This is a genomic window from Rarobacter faecitabidus, assembly GCF_006716265.1.
In the GTDB taxonomy this organism is placed as follows: domain Bacteria; phylum Actinomycetota; class Actinomycetes; order Actinomycetales; family Cellulomonadaceae; genus Rarobacter; species Rarobacter faecitabidus.
This window is the reverse complement of sequence record NZ_VFOS01000003.1, coordinates 131,765-152,176: the sequence shown is the minus strand read 5'-3', so window position 1 is coordinate 152,176 and position 20,412 is coordinate 131,765. Positions and strand designations below refer to the sequence as shown.

Genomic DNA, 20,412 nt, shown 5'->3' with positions numbered 1-20,412 from the left:
TCTTCCACTCAACCGCCGAACCGGCGATATGGCAAGTCGGTCGAGGCGGGAACTACTCCGGGTGACTGGGTAATCACCAATAGGGTGCGCGTAATGCCCGGCACGGTCGGTGCCGAATCCTAAGTAGTATGTCCGATAGTGGTTGCTCGCGGCCGAGACACGCTCGCAGGCGCCAGCGCAACAGGCCTTGAGGAGTTCCTATGAGCAGAGCGCACGAGCAGGCGAGCGCCGGCATGGATGTCATGACCGCCCTTCTGACGCGCGATATCGCCGGCGCGGCCACCGCCGCAGCGCAGGCGCTCAGCGGACGGACGCCCGGGCGGATCGTCACCGTGACGAACATCGGAGCCGCCTCGATCGAGCTGGTTATTCGTGATGAGATCGCCGGATCAGGGCGTTCGCTGCTCGAATTCCATGTCAGCGTCTCCGAGTTCCGTTCCGGCGCCTCTGTCACCCTCGGCATCGACAGCTACACCCTGAGCAACGCGGCCGAACCCGGCGGTGGGGCGTACATCGAGGCGTTCGACACCTACGTCTCCTATATTTCCGTGCTGGCGGACACCATCCGGCGCAGCGATCAGCATGCGCAGATTTCCGTGCGCGGGCCAATCGACGAGCCGGTGGTCGGAGTCGAGGGCACCGGACCGATCCCCGCCGTGGGCGGCGCAGAGCTGCCGCCCCTGCCCCCTGCTCCAGCCGCCCCGCCGCTATCCTCCACGGCGCCCATTCCAGCGGCTCCGTGGTCGATCGCGAGCCAGGCTCCCGTTCCCCCGCCGCCCCCGCCCCCTTCTGCTGTCGGTTCCGGGGGAGGGATTCTCCCGCCGATCGGATCCGCGCCTCCCGTACCGCCCGGATACGGCGTGCCGCCGGCTCCGGCCAACCCGCAGGTATCCGGCGGCGTAGCAGCGGGGACGCTCCCACCGCCTGCGCCCATCGGTGACGTGCCGCACGTGGCTGCACCCCCGCCCCGGCCGGGTGTCGTCCCGCTGCCGTTCCAGGCGGGTGCTGGACCGTCCCACGATCCTGCTCTCGCTCCGTATGTCCCGGTGCCGGCACCTCGCGTGCAGGCATCCCCGGTGCTGCCGCCGGTTCCCCTGGCAGATGCCGTGCCCGTGCCGCCGCCACCAGCCCCACAGCAGGGGGCCGGGGTGCCACCGATGCCCCTCGGTCAATCAGCACCGCCGCCACCGTCCCCGCCCGCAGTTGGCGCGTTGCCCGAAGGTGGCGCGTCGCCCACAGGTGACACGCCGCCCGCGCCAGGTCCATACACGCTCGCGCCGACCCCCGTTTCGCATGGCGACCCCGCTCCTGCGCCGTACATCCCCTCGGCGTCCTCCTCGCGCTCTGCTGTCTCGCTGGTGAAGCCGGCGGCTCCAAGTGAGCCGACTCCGCCAGCGACTCCTGCTGAGTCGGCACTGCCAGCGGCCTCTGACACCGCCGAGCCGACACCACCGGCGGACTATCACTCCTCCGCGGGGGCGGTTCCTGCCGAGCCGTCCGTCGTGCCAGTTCCTCGGACGTCTTCGGTTCCGGCGCATTCCGACGCGCCCGCAGAGCCGCTGCAGATGGCGGTTCCCTTACCTGCGCCCACCCTGCCCGCGGTTCCGCCGCCTCCGCCGCCGCCCGCGGCGCCAGTGCCCGCGGCGCCGGCATCCGCGATGTCGGTGGCCGTGACGCCGTCCGACCCGTTGCCCGATCAGGCCACGCCGTATCTGCCGGTCCCGCCCACTGTGCGCGATGACACTGCGGGCGCACCTATGCCACCCGGCGGCGCTGTACTCCCGCCGTACGAACCGGTCGTTGCCGTGCCCCCGGAGACGACCGGGGCGGGCCCCGTCAACGCCGCAACGCCACCTGTTCCGTTCGTACCGAATCAATACGTCGCACCGGAACCGCCTCCTGCCGACCTGCCTGCACCGGCCGTGCCGCCGGTTCCTGAAGGCTCATTCGGGGCGTTTCCGACGGGGGAGTTCCCCACCGGCGACGCGCGTATCGTCGGTGGGGCGCCGGATCTGGCCGGCGCAGCGACCCCGGAATCCGAGCGATCGGTCGACTCGTCCGACGCGGACGATCAGGGGAATGACGACATCGAGGTAACTCTCATCTCAACGGCGCGTCGGCCCGTTGCCCGTTTTCGGCTGATCGGCGAAGGGCTTCCGCCCATGGAACTCGACGGCGGAACGTACATCGCCGGTCGCAAGCCCAGTCAGGCCGGACGGCCGAATGCGCGACCGCTGCAGATCCGCGATCAAACCCGCACGCTGTCCAAGACCCACGCGATCCTTGAGTTCACTGAGGTGGGCCTGGTGATCACGGACCTGGGATCGACGAATGGCTCCCGTATCGTGGGGGCGGATGCGAGCACGATCCTTGAGTTCACCCCCGGGGAACCCGCTCTGGTGCCCGACGGCAATCGTTTCCAACTCGGTGATCTGACCTTTAGCTGGGAGGTCATCTAGCAATCCGAAGAGACGGCCTGCCAGGAAGACTCTCTTGGCAGGCTGGGAATCGTGCGGGCGGGGGAACCGCGCAGAGAAATGAAGAAACCCCGCGATGTAGAAGCTACGCGGGGTTTCAGTGGCTCCGACCGGCGTCGATCCGGTGACCTTTCGATTTTCAGTCGAACGCTCTACCAACTGAGCTACAGAGCCTAGCAACAGCAACCTGGCTGTGTGCCAGGCACTGAGCCGAGCGACCCCGACGGGACTTGAACCCGCGACCTCCGCCGTGACAGGGCGGCGCGCTAACCAACTGCGCCACGGGGCCTTGATCAATCAAGACCTGGCCTTGAATCACTCAAGGACCTGGATGATCGTACCCTATCGATTCCCGTTAGTGAAATCCGGGCCAATCATCCCTCCTGACACCGTAGCGACTATCCGCTACTGCGCCATTCGGTAAGCTCAATCCGCTCCGAGGTGCGCATTTGCGCGCCTCGTCTGCCTCAATCGCTTGTACCCCCAACGGGATTCGAACCCGTGTTACCGCCGTGAAAGGGCGGCGTCCTAGGCCACTAGACGATGGGGGCCATGTGCGGCTTTTGACCACACAACCTGCTTAGCATAGACGGCAACTGCGCATCAGGGCAAAGCCTATAGAACGGTGTCGCCGCGGGCTAGACGCGCTCCGGCCGGAGCCGGGCACAATTGAGTCATGGTTGAGATGAGCGACGAGGACTTCAAGGCGATCGTTGCCGAGGTGCTCGACAGGATCCCCGAGCCGATTCACCGCCGCCTGGTGAACGTTGCCTTCGTTGTCGAATCGGCACCCGAGGAGGACTTCGACCTGCTGGGCCACTACGACGGGTTCCCCGTGACGATGGCCGGAGATGGCGGGATGATCGGGGCGCTGCCCAACAAGATCACGATCTACCGTGACCCCATCCTCGCGATGTGCGAGAGCGTCGACCACGTGATCGAGGAGGTGGCCGTGACGGTGATCCACGAGATCGGCCACTACTTCGGCCTCGATGATGGCAAGCTTCACGATCTCGGCTGGGCGTGACGAGCATCACGGTAAGAGCCCCGGCATTGACTTGATAATGGTTCGCAATAGTGGCTAGCATGAGGTCAACCGCCTAATTGAAAGTGATTCTCATGCGCAATCGTATGCTTCCCGTCGGTGTTGCCCTCGCCGGCGCGCTCGTCCTCGCTGGCTGCGGCGGCGGAGGCGCCACGTCGGGTGCTCCCTCCGCGACCGGCACTATCTCAGTAGTCGCCACTACGACCCAGGTCGCCGACTTCACCCGGAACGTGGCTGGAAGCCTCGCGGATGTCACCCAGCTCATCCAGCCGAACCAGAGCGCCCACTCGTTCGATCCGACCGCAGCAGATCTGCTCGCAGTCTCGCGCGCCAAGGTGCTCATCGACAACGGCGCGGGCCTCGAGCCGTGGCTGAGCGACATCACGACCTCGGCCGGGTTCACGGGGACCACGATCGACTCGTCTGAGGGGATTGAGCTCGGCGGCGATCACGCGCACGAGCACGCCGATGAGGACCACGCCGATGAGGACCACGCCGAAGACGAGGACGGATACAACCCCCACGTCTGGACGGCTCCGGCCAATGCCATCCTGATGGTCCGCAACATCGCCGCCGGCCTTGCGAAGGCGGACCCGGCGAACGCGACGCAGTACTCGTCCAACGCCGACGCCTACGTCGCCAAGCTGGAAGCGCTGGACGCGTGGGCTAAGGAGAACTTCGATCAGGTCCCCGCGAGCGAGCGGCTGATGGTCTCGAACCACGACGCCTTCTACTACTTCCTCAAGGCGTACGACATCACATTCGTGGGTTCGATCATCCCCAACTTCGAGGACAATGCCGAGCCGAGCGCCAGCGAGGTCCAGAACCTGATCGATGAGATCAAGAAGCTCGGCGTCAAGGCCATCTTCTCCGAAGCGGCCATCGACCCCAAGGCCGCCGAGCAGATCGCCTCGTCCGCGGGAGTGACCGTGTATAGCGGTGACGACGCCCTCTATGGGGACTCGCTGGGCCCGGCCGGATCGGCCGGCGACACCTACATCAAGGCCACGGTGCACAACGTCGAGGTCCTGCTGACCGCGTGGGGTGCGACCGCCACCGAGCGCCCCGCCGACCTGCAGTGAGGTTTGCTCTAGAGTCGTCATTGTGAGCAGTGAACCAGCCATCGTCTTGCGCGACGCCGCCTTCTCGTACGGCGGCGAGCCCGCCCTGCAGGACGTAACCGCGACGATAAGCCCGGGGGATGCCGTGGCCCTCATCGGGCCGAACGGCTCCGGCAAGTCGACGCTGCTCAAGGCGCTCCTGGGACTCGTCCAGGTCACCGCGGGCACGATCGAGGTGCTGGGCAGATCGCCCCGCGCGGCCCGCGGTCTGATCGGCTTCATGCCGCAAACGGAGGAACTCGATCCCGAATTCCCCGTCACGCTCCGGCAGGTCGTGATGATGGGCCGCTACCGCGGGCTTGGGCCTGCGCGATGGCCCGGGCGCGCCGACCGCAGAGCCGTGGACGAGGCCATCGCCCGCGTAGGACTGACCGATCGTGGGCACGCCCGGTTCGGCGAGTTGTCCGGTGGGCAGCAGCAGCGGGGAATCCTGGCCCGCGCGATCGTGTCCTCGCCGCGCTTGGTTCTCTTGGACGAGCCCTTCAACGGACTCGACAAGACCAATCGCGAGGCTCTGCTGGCGCTCGTCGCGGACCTGCGCGCCGAGGGCGTCACCATCGTGACCTCGACGCACGACCTGCAGCTCGCGAGCGAGGTGTGCAGCCACGCTATGCTGCTCAATCGCTCGATGATCGCGTTCGGCCCGACCGCGACGACGCTCACCCTGCCCGAGATCGAGGCGACCTTCCACGGCCTCGGCGTCGAGATTGACGAGCACACCCTCACGACACCCGAGCACGATCACGGCGCCCACGGATGAGCCCGTCCGATCTGTGGCAGATCTTCCAGCTGCCATTCATGTCGCGGGCGCTCCTCGCAATCCTGGTCATCGCCGTGACCGCCGCTGTCGCCGGGCTGTTCGTGAACCTGCGGAACCTCGAGTTCGTCTCCGACGGCCTCACGCACTCCGTGTTTCCTGGCCTCGTGGTCGGCTACGTGGTCGGTGGGACGCAATGGGTCCTAGCCGGGGCACTGGTCGCGGCTCTCCTGGGTGCGGTGATCCTGACGGTAATCGACCGCAAGCAGGTGGGCTCCGACGCCGCCATCGCGGTGGTCCTGGCGAGCATGTTCTCGATCGGCGTGGTGCTGGTCTCGCGGCGGTCGGGGTACGTCTCGGAACTTGAACAGCTCCTTTTTGGCCGGCTGCTCACCATTCCGCCGGGGCAGGTCACGCAGATCATCATCGTCTGCGCGCTCGCGCTCGCGATCATCGTGACGACCTGGCACCGGCAACTCTTCCGGGCGTTCGATGCGAAAGGGTTCCGCGCCGCCGGGTTCCGCGAGTTCCCCATCGACATCGCCTTGAACGTGGCTGTCGCACTGATCGTCGTCGCCGGCTCGCAGGCCATTGGGAACCTGATGGTGCTCGCGATGCTGATCGTGCCAGTGGGCGTCGCCCGGCTGCTGACCCGCCGCCTCGCGCTGATCGTGCCGATCGCACTCCTTGTCGCCGTGCTCAGTAGCATCGCTGGCTTGGCCGTGGGCTACGACCTGTCCGTGGAGCGCGGCGTCAATGTGTCGCCGAGCGCTGTCGCGGTGCTCACCCTCGTTGCGGTCTACCTGCTGATCCTGGCGGCAACGAGCGCATGGCGCGCGCTCGCTCCGAGGTTCCATGGACGAGCGCTCCCAGCCGAGATTCGAGGTGCCGGGTGAGCGACTTCTATCAATCCGCGCAACTCCAGGCGCTCCTGCTGGGGGCCGCTGCGGGCATCGTCGGCACGATTGTGCTGCTGCGCCGCCGATCCTTCTTCACCGTCGCGTTGACGCATGCCAGCTTCCCCGGGGCGGTGATCGCCTCGCTGCTGGGGCTGAACGTAGTGCTCGGGGCCGGATTATTCTCGCTGGTGCTCGTGGGGGTGCTCACGCTCATCTCGCGCGTGCGGCGCCAGGGAGCCCAGGTCGCGACGGGCGTGGTGCTGACCGGAGGTTTCGCGCTGGGGATGCTGCTCCAGTCGATGTTTCCCTCCCGGACCGGGGATGTCGGCACCTACCTCATCGGCTCCATCCTGACGGTGAGCCGCACCGACCTGATCGCGACCTCGATCGTGCTGGCGGCCGCCGTGCTGGTCGTTGCCGTGTGGGGGAACAATCTCTTGTTCTCGTCGTTCGACCCGATTGGCTACCGGGCGGCCGGATTCTCCGCGATCGCGATCGACGTCGTAGCACTGGGGCTGATCGCGGCGATGGTGGCCGTGACGATGCCTGCCGCCGGGTCCATCCTGTCCATTGCCATCATCGTCGCCCCCGCCGCGACCGCTCGGCTGATCACTGGCCGAATCCACCTGCTGATGCCGCTCGCCAGCGCTATCGCCGTTGCCAGCCTGCTGGCTGGCCTGGAGGCATCCCGCGCGTGGAACGTCGCCGCCGGGGGAGCGATGTCGCTTGCCGCCGCCGCTGTGTTCGCCGTGGTGCTCGTGATCCGGACGATTACCGATCGCGTGCGCATGCGGCACGGCTGACGCACGCCGCGTTGGCGCTCAGCGCCGATGTCTGCGCACGCGCGCGCCTGCTGTTGTCCACCCTGCCAGGTGGCCCCCGGCACTCTGCCAGGTGGCCCCCGGCACTCTGCCTGGGTCGCCGTTCTCCGCGCACCGCACCCCGGCCGCGAACGGCGGAAACCGCAGATACCTGCACATGCGAATCTGCACATACGAAGGTGGGGCGGTCACGCACCATGTGCGTGACCGCCCCACCCGTTCGCGGAATGCGTCCGATCATCGAGCACTAGATCAAGCAGGATCTAGCTTCGGGAACTCACCGATCGTGCCCGCCACCGAAGTTCCCGGTCAGCGACGCCACTTCGCCTTGACCTTGACCTTCTTTGCCTTCGAGACGTTCCCGGCATTGTCGATGGCCCGGATGCTGATCTTCTTCAGCTTGGCCGTGACGCGGATTCCCTTCGCCTTCTTGAAGGTCTTCCACTTGCCCTTCGCGTTGACCTTGTACTGGATCTTCGCGATCTTCGACGTCTTGTCCGTGGCGCTCAGGCGCAGAACCTTGGCGCCCTTCTTTTTCTTCTTCAGGACTTTCACCTTCAGCTTGGTCGGCTTCTTGGTGTCGATCTTGACTGTCGCACTGTCGACCGGCGACACCGTGGTGCCGGATACGACGCGAGCCTGCAGCACGACCTTCTTGCCATTCGTCGTGACCTTTGCGGGTCCGGTGTACGTGCGCCAGGCCGCGCTGCCGACCTTGATCTGCAGGAATCCTGCCTTGCCGGCTTCGAGCGTGCCACTGGCTGCCAGGGTGACGGCCTTGCGGTGCCAGCCCTTGTTGCCCGATGCCTTGGTCGGGGTCACGCGGATCTTGGCGCTCAGCTTGGTGCCGATGGTCAGCGTTCCGTTCGGGTTCGTTCCCTGCCCGGGGTTCTTGGGGTCCGTGCCGGAGCCGGGCGGGAGGTTGTCGCCACCGCCGTTATTGCCGCCACCATTGTTGCCGCCGCCATTGTTGCCGCCGCCAGGCGTTCCCGGATCGAGTTCGCCGGGATTCCCGGGGTTGTTGACCGTGCCAGTCCAGGTCTGGAAATCGGAGACGTTCCCGGCTAGGTCGACTGCTCGGACGTAGACGGTGATGTTCTCACCGTTGGGCGGCGTGATGACAGTGCCATTCGCGGGGTACCAGAGGCTGTTGCCGACCTTGTAGTCGATGTGAATCTGGTTGGCAGGCGTGCCACCCCCATCGGACGCGGCGGCGGTGATCTGGGTCAATGCTGCACCCGGAGCTGAGCCGGTGAGGGAGAGCGTCGGTTTCGTGAGGTCACCCGTGCTCGAGTTGTACTCCCGCATCCACTTGGTCTTAGCCGCGTCACCGAGGCCTGGTCCGCTGTTGGCTGACCCACCCTGGTCGTTGACTAGGTGGCGGATTCCGCCCCCCAGACCATCGGTGCAGTTGGGGTTCGTCGATGTTGCCGTGGGGGAGACACAGCCATTGAGCCAGCGAGTAACGACACGGCGAACTTTGACTGTCGACTTCTTGGGAACGGAGATAGCCGTCTCGGACCAGACGTTGTCCACCCAACGGAAGTACGAGTACACCCCGGCGCCGAACAGCTCGTGGTTCGCCACAGACGGGTCCACCTTGTACGCGGCGTAGCCGTCGCGCCCGCGGTCGGAGAATTCGGCCTGAGTCGCTGGCTCATATGGCAGTTCGTTCTGGTAGAAGATCGTGCGACCGTTTTCGCCGTTCCACACGGTTTGACTCTTCTGGTAGTGCTCCACGAACAGGCCAAGAGCGGTGACATTTGCGCCGTTGACGCGAAGGCCGGTGTCGGCTTGGTTATCGGACCACTGGTATCCCTGGCCGACGCCGGAGTTGAAGCCGTGGTCAGCGCGCCATGACCAGATGTTGTCAATCTGAGTGTTCGGGGAGTTGATCTCGATTGCGGTTTCGACACTGCCGTATTGGGCGCCACCGACTCGGATAAAGATGTCGGAAAGTGTGGTCGGCTTGGCCGCGTTCGCCACGGTAGCCCCGCGCGGGCCAACCTGAACGAGCATCTTGGACTTGTTCGTCGTCGGTTCGAGCATCAGTCCCGAGAGGCTGACGTTGGATACGTCGCCGACTGTGATGACGGCGTTCCCATTCGAGGGCCGCAATGTTGCCAGACCAAGGCCCAGAATCACGGTGTCGGGCTTGGTGACGTTGAGCGCCTCACTGACCGAGTACTGCCCGGGGGTGAAGAGCAGGTGCTTGCCGGCGGCAAGAGCGCTGTTGGCGGCCGTCGCGGTGAAATTGCCTGGCTTGAAGACCACGAAGTCGTTGAGCGAACGCGATACCCCAGCGCCCGCGCTGGTGGGCGTCCACTGGACTCCCGCCGCGTTCGTACGAGCATCGGGTACGAAAACGGAATAGCCAGTCGCGGCGTCCCACGTCAAGAACGGTGCATCGCGGCTAATCGGCGTGTTGCCGTAGTTTGCGTACTTGTTCGTTGCGTCGTGGGCGTTAGGATTCTCTGCGGAATCGGGGTAGTCGTCCGCCGGTCCGCCATTGACGCCGGAGAACACCATATTCCAGACGGAACCGTTCCACGAATGGATGTCCGAGTCGCGCGTGTACCACTGCTGCTGGCCCGCAGCGTAGACCTCGCCATCGACCTTGGAGCTGGCCATAAAGCCGCCCGATGCGTAGCCGTAGTACTGCCCGATCAGAAGCAACTGCGCGGCGTTTGCGTCATCCTTGATGTGGATACGGCGCAGCGGTGCGGCCTGTGACACGGCCCAACGCACGGAGTTTGTGTGGTTCTGCGCGGCGTTCCCCGCATCGTAGAACGCTTGGTTGGGCACTGGGTCGATCGACAGGTTCGACATGCCGCGCCAGAAGTTGTTGAGCGAGCCAGGTGACTTACACAGGGGGCTGTCGTAGCGGTCGCCAATTGAACTGCAGTAGTCGCCAGGCCCAGTGTTGTGCAGTTCCTGCTCCACGGACAACGAGCCGTTGATGGTTACGCTGTCCGGAGACTGCCCCAGCCCCGCGACGGTCGTGTAATAGCCGATCTCGGACTGGATGGGGTCGGCAACGGAGCCGTAATTGCCCGGCTTGAAGAAGAACGCCTTGCGCTCACTCGACCAGTGGTTCGCGTCTCCGGCCATTGCAGTAGCTGCCGCACGCATTTGCGTCTGGATGGAACTTGCGGTCATCGACGAGTCGAAGATGGTCACATTGGGCCCGAAGTCGGGGTTCTGTGCATCCGCGAGCGTGAAGGAAGCGGCTTGTGCGGTGCCGGCGCCGAGAGCCAGACCGGAAGTCACCAAGGCGGCGACGGCGACACCGCTGGCGGCGCGCTTCGCGACGCTAAGGGGCGGGGAGATGGAGGTGGCGGCAGTATGCGCTCTCACGAGGCGTTCTCCTTTGAACTGATATTTTGTGGTCGCGGCAGCAAGAGATGTGAACACCTAGCGTTGCCTGCGCTGCTGAGCCGCTTCGGTGCGGCGACTTCGCGCTCGTGAAACACGCTACCACTAAGTGCTCAACGCTGCGAGGTCACTTTGCCTTTAAATAATGAACGAATGGTTGGGTGACGCGTCCATGGACTGATGCGTGGGGAAACTCGTCCGCAAAATGGCCCCCTAGCGGCGCTGACGAACCGAGGGGGTGGCACCGGCTTTCAGCCCGGAACCACCCCCTCGCCCGCATGCCGACAGGTCAGACGACCTTGTTGATGCGCTTGCGGTTGGCCTTCGACAGCTTGATCTTGGCCTTCTTCGACTTGTTGGCGGCCTTGTCGTACACCACGACCTGAATCTTCTTCGTGGTCAAAGTGCGAAGGATCTTGCGCGCGCTCGCCTTCTTGGCGGCGAACTTGACGCCCTTCTTCGCCTTCTTCGCGGTGATCGTCTTCCACTTCTTGCCGGGCAGCTTGTAGCGGAACTTGAGGACCTTGGAATTCTTGTCCGTGGCAGTGAACCGGACGTAGGCCAGGCGCTTCTTCTTATTGATCTTGACGCTCACCTTGATCTTCTTCGGCTTGACGCGGTCGATCAGTAGCAGCCGCGACGCATACGGCGACTGCGAGGTCTGCGTGATGACACGCGCCTGAATCTCCGTCTTGCCCGTCTTGGAGACCTTTACGGGGCCCGTATAGAGCTTCCAGGCACCGGCGCCGACCTTGATCTGCGCGACGGCCTTGACTCCCGCTGGCGCGGTACCGGTAACGCGCACCGTCACGGCCTTCTTGAACCACTTGCGCTTCTTCGCGGGCTTCGCCGGCGACGTGATGATCTTCGCGGTCAGGCGCGGGCCCACGGTGATGGTCCCAGGCGGGTTGGAGCCCGGGTTCCACGGTGGTGTCGGAATGACGCTGGAGGACAGCAGGATCGTGCCGGTCCACGTCTTGACGTCGGAGACGTTGCCAGCACCGTCGGTCGCCTTCACATCTACCCGGTAGGTCCCGTTGGAAGTGAACACGATCGGCTGGAAGTACGTCGACCACGTGCCGTTATTGATGCGGTACTGGATGGTCGGCAGTACTCCGCTGTCGTCGTGAGCCGTTGCGGTGACGGTGACCGCCGACGTGTACTTGCCCGAGGCTCCCGGCGCCGCTGGGTTGGACGAGATCGCCACCGTCGGCTTGGTCGTGTCCGGTCCGCCGGGCAGTGCGAGCACGCCGTTCCACGAGCGCACCTCCGAAATGTTCCCCGCTTCGTCGGTCGCGCGAGCCTCGACGGAGAATGTGCCCGAGGCGGAGAGAGAGACCGGCGACGTGTAGGACGTCCACGAGCCACCGTTGATGCGGTACTCACGAGCCGGGTTCACCGTCCGGTTGTCCGTTGCGGTGATGGTGAGGGAGACCGCGGTGTTGTACGTGCCGCCTGTGCCGTTCGGCAGGCTCGGGCTCGCCGAGATGCCGACAGTCGGCGCGATGCGGTCACGAGACGCATTGGGGTTGCTCGGATCCGGGTCGACGGGGTAGAGCGGCCCGCCGATGTCCGGATCCGTTCCAGGCTCCGGGTCGGTGAGGTCACCAGGATTGTTGTCGGCGTCGACCGTGCCCGTCCAGGACTGCAACGCGGAGGTGTTTCCTGCCTCGTCGGTGGCGCGGAAGTACACGGTGTGGGAACCGTTCGGCGGGTAGACGGTGCCGACACCCGCGGCGTTCACCGGGACGCGCTTCCAGATTCGATCGTCGACTCGGTACTCGATCGTGATGTTCGCCGCCGTCGTGACGTTGTCCTGCGCTGTGACGGTGAGTTCGACCGGAACGGTGTACGTGCTGCCGAAGTTCGGCGATGACGGGTTCGCGCTGAGCGAGACCGTCGGCGCCTGAGTATCGGTCGACGTATTGACGTCGTAGGTGCGCAACCAACTCGTCTTCGCGAAGTCGTTGTTGGGAGTCGCATACGCCGACTTGCCGACGTTGTTGACGACGTGGTCGACGCCGCCGATGCCGTTGAGGAACCTGGTCACCGAGTGGTTGACGAGCACATTCTGCGCGCGAGGAACGCTGAACCCGGTGAACGCGCGTGGAGCGGGCGAGGCGGACAGCTTGCGGAAGTACGAGTACGCTCCCGCGCCATCGATGCGGTGCTTGGTCACGCCAGGAGCCACGCGATACGCCGCGAAGCCGTTGCGGTTGCCGTCCACGAACTGGTTCTGCTGCTCGACCTCATAGGGGAACTCTGCCTGGAAGAAGATGGTTCGGCCGTTCTCACCGTTCCACTCGACCTGGTTGCGCTGGAAGTGCTCGGCGAACAGGCCGAGCGCGGTGACGTTGTCGCCGTTGATGCGCACGCCGTTCGGCGCATAGTTGTCCGCCCAGTCATAGCCGACTGAGACATCGGCATCGACGCCGTGATCGGCGCGCCACACCCAGATGTCATCGAGGATGACGTTGCTCGAATTGACCTCGATGCCGGTGTCCGTCCGGACTCGGTTGATGCCGCCCACGCGGATGAAGACGTCCGAAAGCGTGGTCGGGTCGATCGCGTTACCCGCATCCGCGCTGTGCCCATCGATCGGGCCGATCTTGACCAGATTGTCGGTCAGGAGGCTACCCGCGTCGATCAGCAACCCAGAGATCTTCACGCTCGACACATCGGCGACCTTGATGACGCTGTTCCCGTCGGTCGGCTCGAGCGTCGCTAGCCCAAGGCCGAGCACCACGGTGCCCGCGTTGCGGACCACGATCGGCTCATTGAGCGCGTAGTGACCGGGGGTGAGCAGCAGGTGCAGCCCGCTTTCGAGCGCGGCGTTGATCGTCGCGGCGGAGTCGCCGGGATGGGCGATGTAGAAGTCCTCGAGGGACAAGCGGGTTCCCGGTCCGGCCGTGGTGGCCGTCCACGAGATTCCGGACGAGTTCGTCTGGGCCGAAGGCACGTACACGCCATAGCCGTCGGTTGCGTTCCAGGTGAGGAATGGCGCATCGCGACTGATCGGCGTCTGGTTGATGGTCGTCCACTTCTTCTGCGCAGCGAGATCGCTGCCCGAGTTCAGCTCGGAGCTTTCGGGGAAAGTGGAGGTTGGCGCCCCGGTAACCCCGGAGAACACGGTGTTCCATACGCCGTTGTCCGTGAATGAGCCGCCATTGGCCTGCAACTGGGAGTTGCGGGTGAAGAACTGTTGCTGTGAGCCGGTTGCGACCTGACCGTCTACCTTAATCTCAGACGCGAAGCCGCCCGACGCGAAGCCACCCCACTGAGGGAAGAGCGTCAGATCGCCCTTGACGTGGACGCGGCGGATCGGGGCGGCCTGCGACACTCCCCAGCGAAGTTGGCCGGCGTTCGCAGTTCCCTCCGGGTGTAAGCGCGCGGCGTCGGCGCCGTAGGGGAACTGCTTGGGTGCGATGGTCAGGTTGGACAACGAGCGCCAGAAGTTGTTGAGCGCTCCGATGTCCTGGCAGCCGCTCACCCAGGGGTAGTAGTTGCAGGTGTAACTCGGGTTCGGGAACTCGGCGTTGCCTGGGTAGTAGGGGTTAGCCACCTCCAGGGTGTCGAGTTGCTCGCCGTTGGCCGACAGCGCGCCGTTGATGGTCACGAGGCTGGGTGAGATCCCCAGGCCGGCCACCTGCGTGTAGTAGCCGACCTCGGAGTTGATGATCTTGGTCGGGGCATCGACCGTTCCCGCGTACGCCGCATCGCCGTAGGAGCCCGGCTTAAAGAAGAAGGCCTTGCGCTGCGTGCTCCAGTGGGTTCCGGCGTCCTTTGCGGCCCGCAACGCGGTGTTGATCGCCTGGATCTTCGTCGGGTCGGTGCCCGCGGGCTCGAAGACGGTCACGTTCGGTCCGAAGTTCGGATTGAACGGATCAGTCGCGGCGATGGCGGTCGCCGCCGCACCCACGCAAAGTCCGCCCGCCGACAGGATGGCGGCAGTGGTCCCGGCGACGAGACGGGTTGCTCGACCACGAGGTGACGTGGTTCGGGGAACGCCCCCGCGGGCGAACGCGCCAGCGGTATAGGCGCGCAAGGGTGTGGAAGCGCTCACGGCGTCATGCTCCTTTAGGTGGTCCGGCGCCGTCATTGGCGTCGGTCTGGTTATGCATCGGCGGCTTTGCCCCTAGCAGCCCGCCCGTGATCGCCTGGACTCGGCATCGAGTTTGAGCGACCCTGGGACCTTATATATCTTCCACGAGATGGCGATCCGCGCAACCGGAACGAATTCACTCGTTCAAGGCCTGAATTCAAGGGCGTAGCGGGTCTAGGCTGAGCGCATGACAGATACCTCATCAACGCCTCCAAACGAGGCGTACCAGCGGCCTGCCACCGAGATCGATCGGATCGCCGAGGCGTGGCTCGACACCCTCGTCGATCTGCGCCCTGAACTGGGTACATACGTCGGTAGGGAGCCCCGCGGGGATGCGCACTCGGACTTCGGCCCGGAGGGCACCGAGGCCGTGATCGACGCCGCGCGCTCGCTGCTGGGCAGGTTGAGCGCGGCCACCGTGACGGATGCGGTGGACGAGGTCACGAAGTTCGACCTCGCCGATCAGTTACGCCTGGAGATCGAGTCGTTCGAGGCAGGTTTCCACCTGCGCGATCTCAATGTCCTCGCCTCGCCGCCCCAGGACATCCGACAGGTCTACGACCTGATGCCCACCGCGACGGAGGATGACTGGTCGGTCATCGCCCGACGGCTCGCAAACGTTCCCGCGGCCATCGCCAGCTACCGCGAGACGTTGCTTGCGGGAATTCGGCAGGGCATCACCCCCGCAATTCGGCAGGTCGAGGTCGTCGCAGAACTCGTCCAGACCTACGGCGGCGCGGAAGGGCTCTTCGCGCAGCTCGTCGGTGACGACAAAACCGCTGCCGCCGGTCTGCCGCCATCGCTCAAGGCCGATCTCGTCGACAGCGCGGCCCAGGCAGCCGCTGCGTACGATCAGTTCACTGCCTTCCTGCGCACGGAACTGGCCCCGCGCGCCACGCATGAGGACGCGATCGGCCGCGACCTGTACGCGATCGCGTCACGGCGATTCCTCGGCACTGCGATCGATCTGGACGAGACCTACGAATGGGGCCGCGAGGAACTCTCGCGCATGGTCGCCGAGCAGGAGTCGGTGGCGCGTCGCATCGACCCTGACAAGTCGCTCGAGGAGGTCATCGCGTTCCTGGACGATGATCCGGCGCGCAAGCTTCACGGCAAGGAGGCGCTGCGCGAATGGATGCAGAAGACGGCCGACCGGGCCGTACACGATCTAAACGGCACGCACTTCGACATCCCCGAACCCGTGCGCACCATCGAATGCATGATCGCGCAGACCGATGACGGCGGAATCTACTACACCGGCCCGACCGACGATTTTTCCCGCCCGGGGCGCATGTGGTGGTCGGTACCGCCGGGCGTCGAGGAGTTCGCCACCTGGCGAGAGCTCACGACCGTGTATCACGAGGGCGTTCCGGGCCACCACCTGCAGATCGGGCAAGCGGTGTACAACCGCGCCGAACTGAACGCCTGGCGCCGGCTACTCGCGGGCACCTCCGGTCACGCGGAGGGATGGGCCCTCTATGCCGAGCGGCTGATGCAGGATCTGGGATATCTGGACGATCCCGCCGATCTGCTCGGAATGCTCGACGGCCAGCGCATGCGCGCCGCGCGCGTGGTGCTCGACATCGGCGTGCACACCGGCAAGCCGAACCTCGACGGTACCGGAGCGTGGACCCACGAGTGGGCCCTCGACTTCTTCCGCCGCCACGTCCACATGAATGACGAGTTCATCAAGTTCGAGGTCAACCGCTACTTCGGCTGGCCGGGTCAGGCTCCGTCCTACAAGGTGGGTCAGCGCGTGTGGGAGCAGATCAGGGACGAGTCCCGGGCTCGCGAGGGCGACGCATTCGACCTGAAGACATTCCACATGAAGGCCCTTGGCGTGGGAGCGGTAGGGCTCGACACGCTGCGCATGGCGCTGCTCGGGTAGGCGCCGCGAGCGCTGCGTCACGTTGACCCACGATGCCCGCGGAAACCGTCCGCGTGACACGATCGTGTCCGACTCTCCGATTAGGCTCGGCGCATGTATCTGATCGAGGGCGACGTCGTGCTGAGTCCGTCCGATCTGGTGTCCGCCGCGGCGTGCGAGTTCGGCGTGGCGCGATCCCTGGACGCTCTGCTGGACCGGATCGCGTGGCCGCAACGCGAACCCGACCAGGTACTGGAGCGCGCGGCGGCGCTGGGGCGTAGCCACGAGGCCCGAGTGCTCGCGGACTTTCGCCAACGCGGTTTCGACGTGGTCGAGATCCCGCGCCCGCGATCGATCGATCCGGCAGAGATCGACGCCGTCATCGCGGACTCGATGGCAGCGCTCGATGCGGGTGCCGACGTAGTGGCGCAGCCCGCCGTGCGAGCGAACGGCATGGTGGGTTATCCAGACTTCCTGGTGCGCCAGGCCGATGGCTCCTACGAGGTGCAGGATGCCAAACTGGCGCGCTCCGCCAAGGTGTCCGCACTGCTCCAGGTGAGTGCGTACGCGGACATGCTCACCGCGCAGGGCGTGCCGGTGGCGCCGAAGGCGCGGCTCGTCCTAGGTCAGGGAGCCCAGTCCGTCCACCGGTTGCGCGACCTGCAACCCGTCTATCGTCGGCGGCGCTCGCGGCTGGCGCGCCTCGTCGATTTGCGTTTGACCAGCGACGATGCGGTCGAGTGGGGTGATCCGACGGTCACGGCGTGCGGCCAATGCGAATGGTGCGCGAGCGAGGTTAAAGAGCGGGCCGACGTGTTCCTGGTGGCGGGCGTCAGGCCGCGGCAGCGCGCGGCGCTCAGGATGGCGGGAATCGAGACGATCCCTCAGCTGGCCTCCTCCCGGGGCGCGATCGAGGGAATTTCGTATGCGGAGGCCGACGGGCTCAGGGAGCAGGCGCGCGTCCAATTGCGCACGTACGCGGAGGCGGCGCCGGCGGTCGACGTCGTGGAGCCGGCCGCGATCGCTGCCCTACACCGACGAAGTCCGCGAGATTTGTTCATCTCCGTCGCCGTCGATCCGCTACACGCCGAGCCTGGTCGCGAGCAGGATGAGACCTCATGGGGGCTGACCTACCTGGTTGGCCTGGCGGAACCGGCTGGTCACGCCAAGCCCATCTGGGCCGCGAATGCGCGTGAGGAGCGTGCAGGGCTCGAATCGCTCATGGAGATCATCGCCCGGCGGCGGTCGGCCGATCCGCTGATGCATGTGTACCACTTCGGGGTGCAGGATCGCCGGGCGCTGCTGTCGATGGCGGCGCGGCACGGCTCGTGCGAGGTCGAGCTGGACGGTCTGCTGCGCGATGGTGTCTTTGTTGACCTGTATCCGGTAGTGCGCCGGGCCATGCGCATCGGGGTGGAATCGTATGATCTGGAATCTGTGGCCCCTGCGCTCGGAGTCGAATGGGACCGGGGGGACGGCCGCGCGATGTTACCTGCCTTCTGGGAGTATCGGCGCCAAACAGACCTCGACCTGCTGTCAGAGGCGGCCGAGAGTTGGACGGTGGTGGAATCGCTCGGGCTCGGTGCCGCGTCGGCGGTTGCGGGACTCCGCGAGCGACTGATCGAGCTGGGCGCGAAATGGGACGTCCGGCCGGGAGCCCAGACCACCGCGCCGCTGGGGCCATCCACAGCGGGCTTCGACATCGGTGAATCGGGAGTGGCCCGCTATTTGCGGCGATTCGGGGCGGAGCCGATGGACGATTCGGCGACGGCCGACGAGATCGGCTGGGGGCTGGCCGCGGCGGCCGTCGACTTCTATCCGCGCGAGACGAAGAGCTACTGGTGGGCCCACTATGAGCGGTTGCAGGCACCGATTCCCGAGTGGGCGGGGACGCGCGACGTCTTCGTCGTTGACCGCTGGCAGTCCGAGATACTCGAACGCTCGGGCAGGGGTGTGGACGCGCATCGAGGCGACCGGCTACTGCGATTGCTCGGAGAGTTCGGTGCCGGCTCGACCCTGCGAGTGGGGGACAAGCCGTGGGTACTGTACGACTTCGACGACCCGGTGGACGCCGATCGGACCCGAAGCGGCTACCGGCCCTCGCATCGCCGCTCCGAGGTGATCGAGGTGGACATCGACCGAGGAGTAGTACTGCTACGAGAACGGTCTGATCCCGCGACCGGGCGCGACGTCCTGCCCGTAGCGCTTACTCCGCCGCCGCCCTTGCCGACCGGCCGCATGCCCGGCGCCATCGCTGAGTGGGCGAGCCGAGTATGCGGTGCGATCCCGGCATGGCCCGCCGACGCGGCGAGTGACCTGGTGCGGCGGGCTCGTCCGCGCCTGAGGACAGCGGAAGTGGACGATGCCTCCGCCGCTCATCCGGGCATCGAGCTATCGCCGCTGGTCCGGGTGGGGGACCACGGTGCGCCCGACCTGATATCGGCTATCACGGCCAGTGTCGGGCGGCTCGACGATTCCTACATCGCCGTGCAGGGACCGCCCGGCACTGGGAAGACGTACGTCGGCGCGCGCGTGATCGGGAATCTGGTGCGTCACCTTGGATGGCGCGTGGGTGTCGTAGCCCAGTCGCACGCTGCGGTGGAGAACTTGCTGCGCGGGGTCGTCGCGGCCGGTGTCCCGCCAGAGCGGGTTGCCAAGAAGCGGGGACGGAAGTCGGTGGGCGAGGCCACCTGGACGTGGCTGGACGTCGACAAGGTAGGCGGGTTCGTCAGGGGGCTCGGAGGGCTCGTCCTCGGCGGAACCGCCTGGGACTTCGCCAACGAGAACCGTGTCGGGCGCCGAGCTCTCGACCTGCTCGTGATCGATGAGGCCGGGCAGTTCGCGCTGCCCGCCACCATCGCAGCGGCCGCCTCCGCGCGCAATCTGCTGCTGCTCGGGGACCCGCAGCAACTGCCGCAGGTGACACAGGGCAGCCACCCCATGCCCGTCGGTATCTCCGCGCTGGGGCATCTGTGCGCCGGACGTGACGTGCTCCCGGACGAGTTCGGCTACTTCCTGGAGCGCAGTTGGCGCATGTCACCGGAACTCACCCGCGAGGTTTCCCGGCTCTACTATGGCGGCCGGTTGGAATCGGCCGATGCCGTCACCGAGCGCAGCCTGGCCGGTGACGAGGGTCCCGGCGATCCGCAGGGTGAAGATGCGCTGATCGCCCCCGGCCTGCACGCCGTCGAGGTCGCCCATTCGGGTCGTGCCACCGAATCGATAGAGGAGGCGCGTCGCGTCGTGGAAATCGTCCAAAGCCTGCTCGGCAAGCGCTGGATACAGCCCGACGCGGGCGAAGATCGGCCGCTCGCGGCCGGCGACTTCATCGTGGTCACCCCCTACAACGCGCAGGCCGGGCGGATAGAGGACGAGTTGTCCCGCGCCGGATTGGGCGATGTGGCAGTCGGCACGGTCGATCGGTTCCAGGGTCGTGAGGCGGTGATCTCAATCGTGTCGATGGCCGCGTCCGCCCCGCAGGATGTGCCACGCGGGATGTCCTTCCTGCTGATGAGGAATCGGCTGAACGTCGCCATCTCCCGCGCGAAGTGGTCGAGTTTCCTGCTTTACTCCCCGCACCTGCTCGATCACGTGCCGGCCTCGCCCGCAGGTCTCAGTGAACTTAGCGATTTCCTGCGGCTGGTCGCGGGCGGCGAACGGGCCTGGACCGGTGCGCCGCCGGGCGTCGGGCGGGCTCGCTAAGCAGGGCAAGCGAGACTGCGCATGCGACGACGACCGAGACCGGCCGGCCGTGACATGCGACACAGGAGGCCGTCTTTCCATGCGAGTGTGAGAGGATGAAGGCCTGGACGCGCTCTCGCGCCATGCCAGTCGTCGTGGAGTTCCGGTGAAAGCCAGGCCATTTCGTTAGGCCATCTCACGCGGTGAACCCCGACCTACGTCTCTGCACTCACGATGCGCGCTCGATCGCGGCAATCGTTGAAGTGC

The 20,412-nt window shown here is 65.9% G+C and carries 10 protein-coding genes and 3 tRNA genes; 8 read left to right on the top strand and 5 right to left on the bottom strand.

Annotated features, from left to right (window positions below; genetic code table 11):
- Positions 1 to 200 precede the first annotated feature (200 nt).
- The gene (locus FB461_RS09880; RefSeq protein WP_142121621.1) at positions 201 to 2,459 is read left to right on the top strand and encodes an FHA domain-containing protein; all 2,259 of its coding nucleotides are present in this window, start codon (positions 201 to 203) and stop codon (positions 2,457 to 2,459) included.
- 119 nt (positions 2,460 to 2,578) lie between these two features.
- Here FB461_RS09880 and FB461_RS09875 read toward each other — a convergent pair.
- From FB461_RS09875 to FB461_RS09865, 3 genes are all read right to left on the bottom strand, one after another.
- Positions 2,579 to 2,651 (bottom strand) — tRNA-Phe (locus FB461_RS09875).
- A gap of 41 nt (positions 2,652 to 2,692) precedes the next feature.
- Positions 2,693 to 2,766: transfer RNA gene (locus FB461_RS09870), tRNA-Asp, on the bottom strand.
- A 189-nt stretch (positions 2,767 to 2,955) separates the two neighbouring features.
- Positions 2,956 to 3,028, bottom strand: a tRNA-Glu gene (locus FB461_RS09865).
- Positions 3,029 to 3,153: 125 nt separating this feature from the next.
- Here FB461_RS09865 and FB461_RS09860 point away from each other — a divergent pair.
- The 5 genes from FB461_RS09860 to FB461_RS09840 all read left to right on the top strand — a co-directional run bounded on the left by FB461_RS09860 (position 3,154) and on the right by FB461_RS09840 (position 7,102).
- Entirely contained in the window at positions 3,154 to 3,504 is a 351-nt protein-coding gene (locus FB461_RS09860; RefSeq protein ID WP_211349893.1) for a metallopeptidase family protein, read from the top strand.
- Between the two features lie 92 nt (positions 3,505 to 3,596).
- Entirely contained in the window at positions 3,597 to 4,604 is a 1,008-nt protein-coding gene (locus FB461_RS09855) for a metal ABC transporter substrate-binding protein (RefSeq protein ID WP_142121619.1), read from the top strand.
- Positions 4,605 to 4,626: 22 nt separating this feature from the next.
- Positions 4,627 to 5,403 carry a metal ABC transporter ATP-binding protein gene (locus FB461_RS09850; RefSeq protein ID WP_142121617.1) on the top strand — a complete coding sequence of 259 codons (777 nt, stop codon included), beginning with the start codon at positions 4,627 to 4,629 and terminating at the stop codon, positions 5,401 to 5,403.
- A complete protein-coding gene (locus tag FB461_RS09845; protein ID WP_142121615.1) occupies positions 5,400 to 6,296 on the top strand; it encodes a metal ABC transporter permease in 897 nt (298 codons plus the stop codon). Before FB461_RS09850 ends, FB461_RS09845 begins: the two co-directional genes overlap by 4 nt.
- On the top strand, positions 6,293 to 7,102 hold the full coding sequence (locus FB461_RS09840) for a metal ABC transporter permease (protein WP_170222703.1): 810 nt from the start codon (positions 6,293 to 6,295) through the stop codon (positions 7,100 to 7,102). Before FB461_RS09845 ends, FB461_RS09840 begins: the two co-directional genes overlap by 4 nt.
- A gap of 327 nt (positions 7,103 to 7,429) precedes the next feature.
- Here the strand turns inward: FB461_RS09840 and FB461_RS09835 are convergent, their stop codons facing one another.
- Together FB461_RS09835 and FB461_RS09830 are read right to left on the bottom strand one after the other, a co-directional pair.
- Positions 7,430 to 10,477: an OmpL47-type beta-barrel domain-containing protein gene (locus FB461_RS09835; protein ID WP_142121611.1), complete on the bottom strand. Its 3,048-nt coding sequence runs from the start codon at positions 10,475 to 10,477 to the stop codon at positions 7,430 to 7,432.
- 307 nt (positions 10,478 to 10,784) lie between these two features.
- Positions 10,785 to 14,558, bottom strand: a complete 3,774-nt coding sequence (locus tag FB461_RS09830; RefSeq protein WP_142121609.1) for a chitobiase/beta-hexosaminidase C-terminal domain-containing protein — start codon at positions 14,556 to 14,558, stop codon at positions 10,785 to 10,787.
- 226 nt (positions 14,559 to 14,784) lie between these two features.
- On the opposite strand from FB461_RS09830, the gene FB461_RS09825 reads away from it, so the two are divergent.
- Positions 14,785 to 16,485 (top strand): DUF885 domain-containing protein, encoded by a 1,701-nt coding sequence (locus FB461_RS09825; protein ID WP_142121607.1) that lies wholly within the window; start codon positions 14,785 to 14,787, stop codon positions 16,483 to 16,485.
- A 93-nt stretch (positions 16,486 to 16,578) separates the two neighbouring features.
- Positions 16,579 to 20,166, top strand: coding sequence for a TM0106 family RecB-like putative nuclease (locus FB461_RS09820; protein WP_142121605.1), 3,588 nt, complete (start codon positions 16,579 to 16,581; stop codon positions 20,164 to 20,166).
- Positions 20,167 to 20,412 lie beyond the last annotated feature (246 nt).

Coding starts and splice junctions, on each gene's coding strand:
- FB461_RS09825 (WP_142121607.1), top strand. CDS start 14,785: ATGACAGATACCTCATCAACGCCTCCAAACGAGGCGTACCAGCGGCCT.
- FB461_RS09820 (WP_142121605.1), top strand. CDS start 16,579: ATGTATCTGATCGAGGGCGACGTCGTGCTGAGTCCGTCCGATCTGGTG.
- FB461_RS09855 (WP_142121619.1), top strand. CDS start 3,597: ATGCGCAATCGTATGCTTCCCGTCGGTGTTGCCCTCGCCGGCGCGCTC.
- FB461_RS09880 (WP_142121621.1), top strand. CDS start 201: ATGAGCAGAGCGCACGAGCAGGCGAGCGCCGGCATGGATGTCATGACC.
- FB461_RS09845 (WP_142121615.1), top strand. CDS start 5,400: ATGAGCCCGTCCGATCTGTGGCAGATCTTCCAGCTGCCATTCATGTCG.
- FB461_RS09860 (WP_211349893.1), top strand. CDS start 3,154: ATGGTTGAGATGAGCGACGAGGACTTCAAGGCGATCGTTGCCGAGGTG.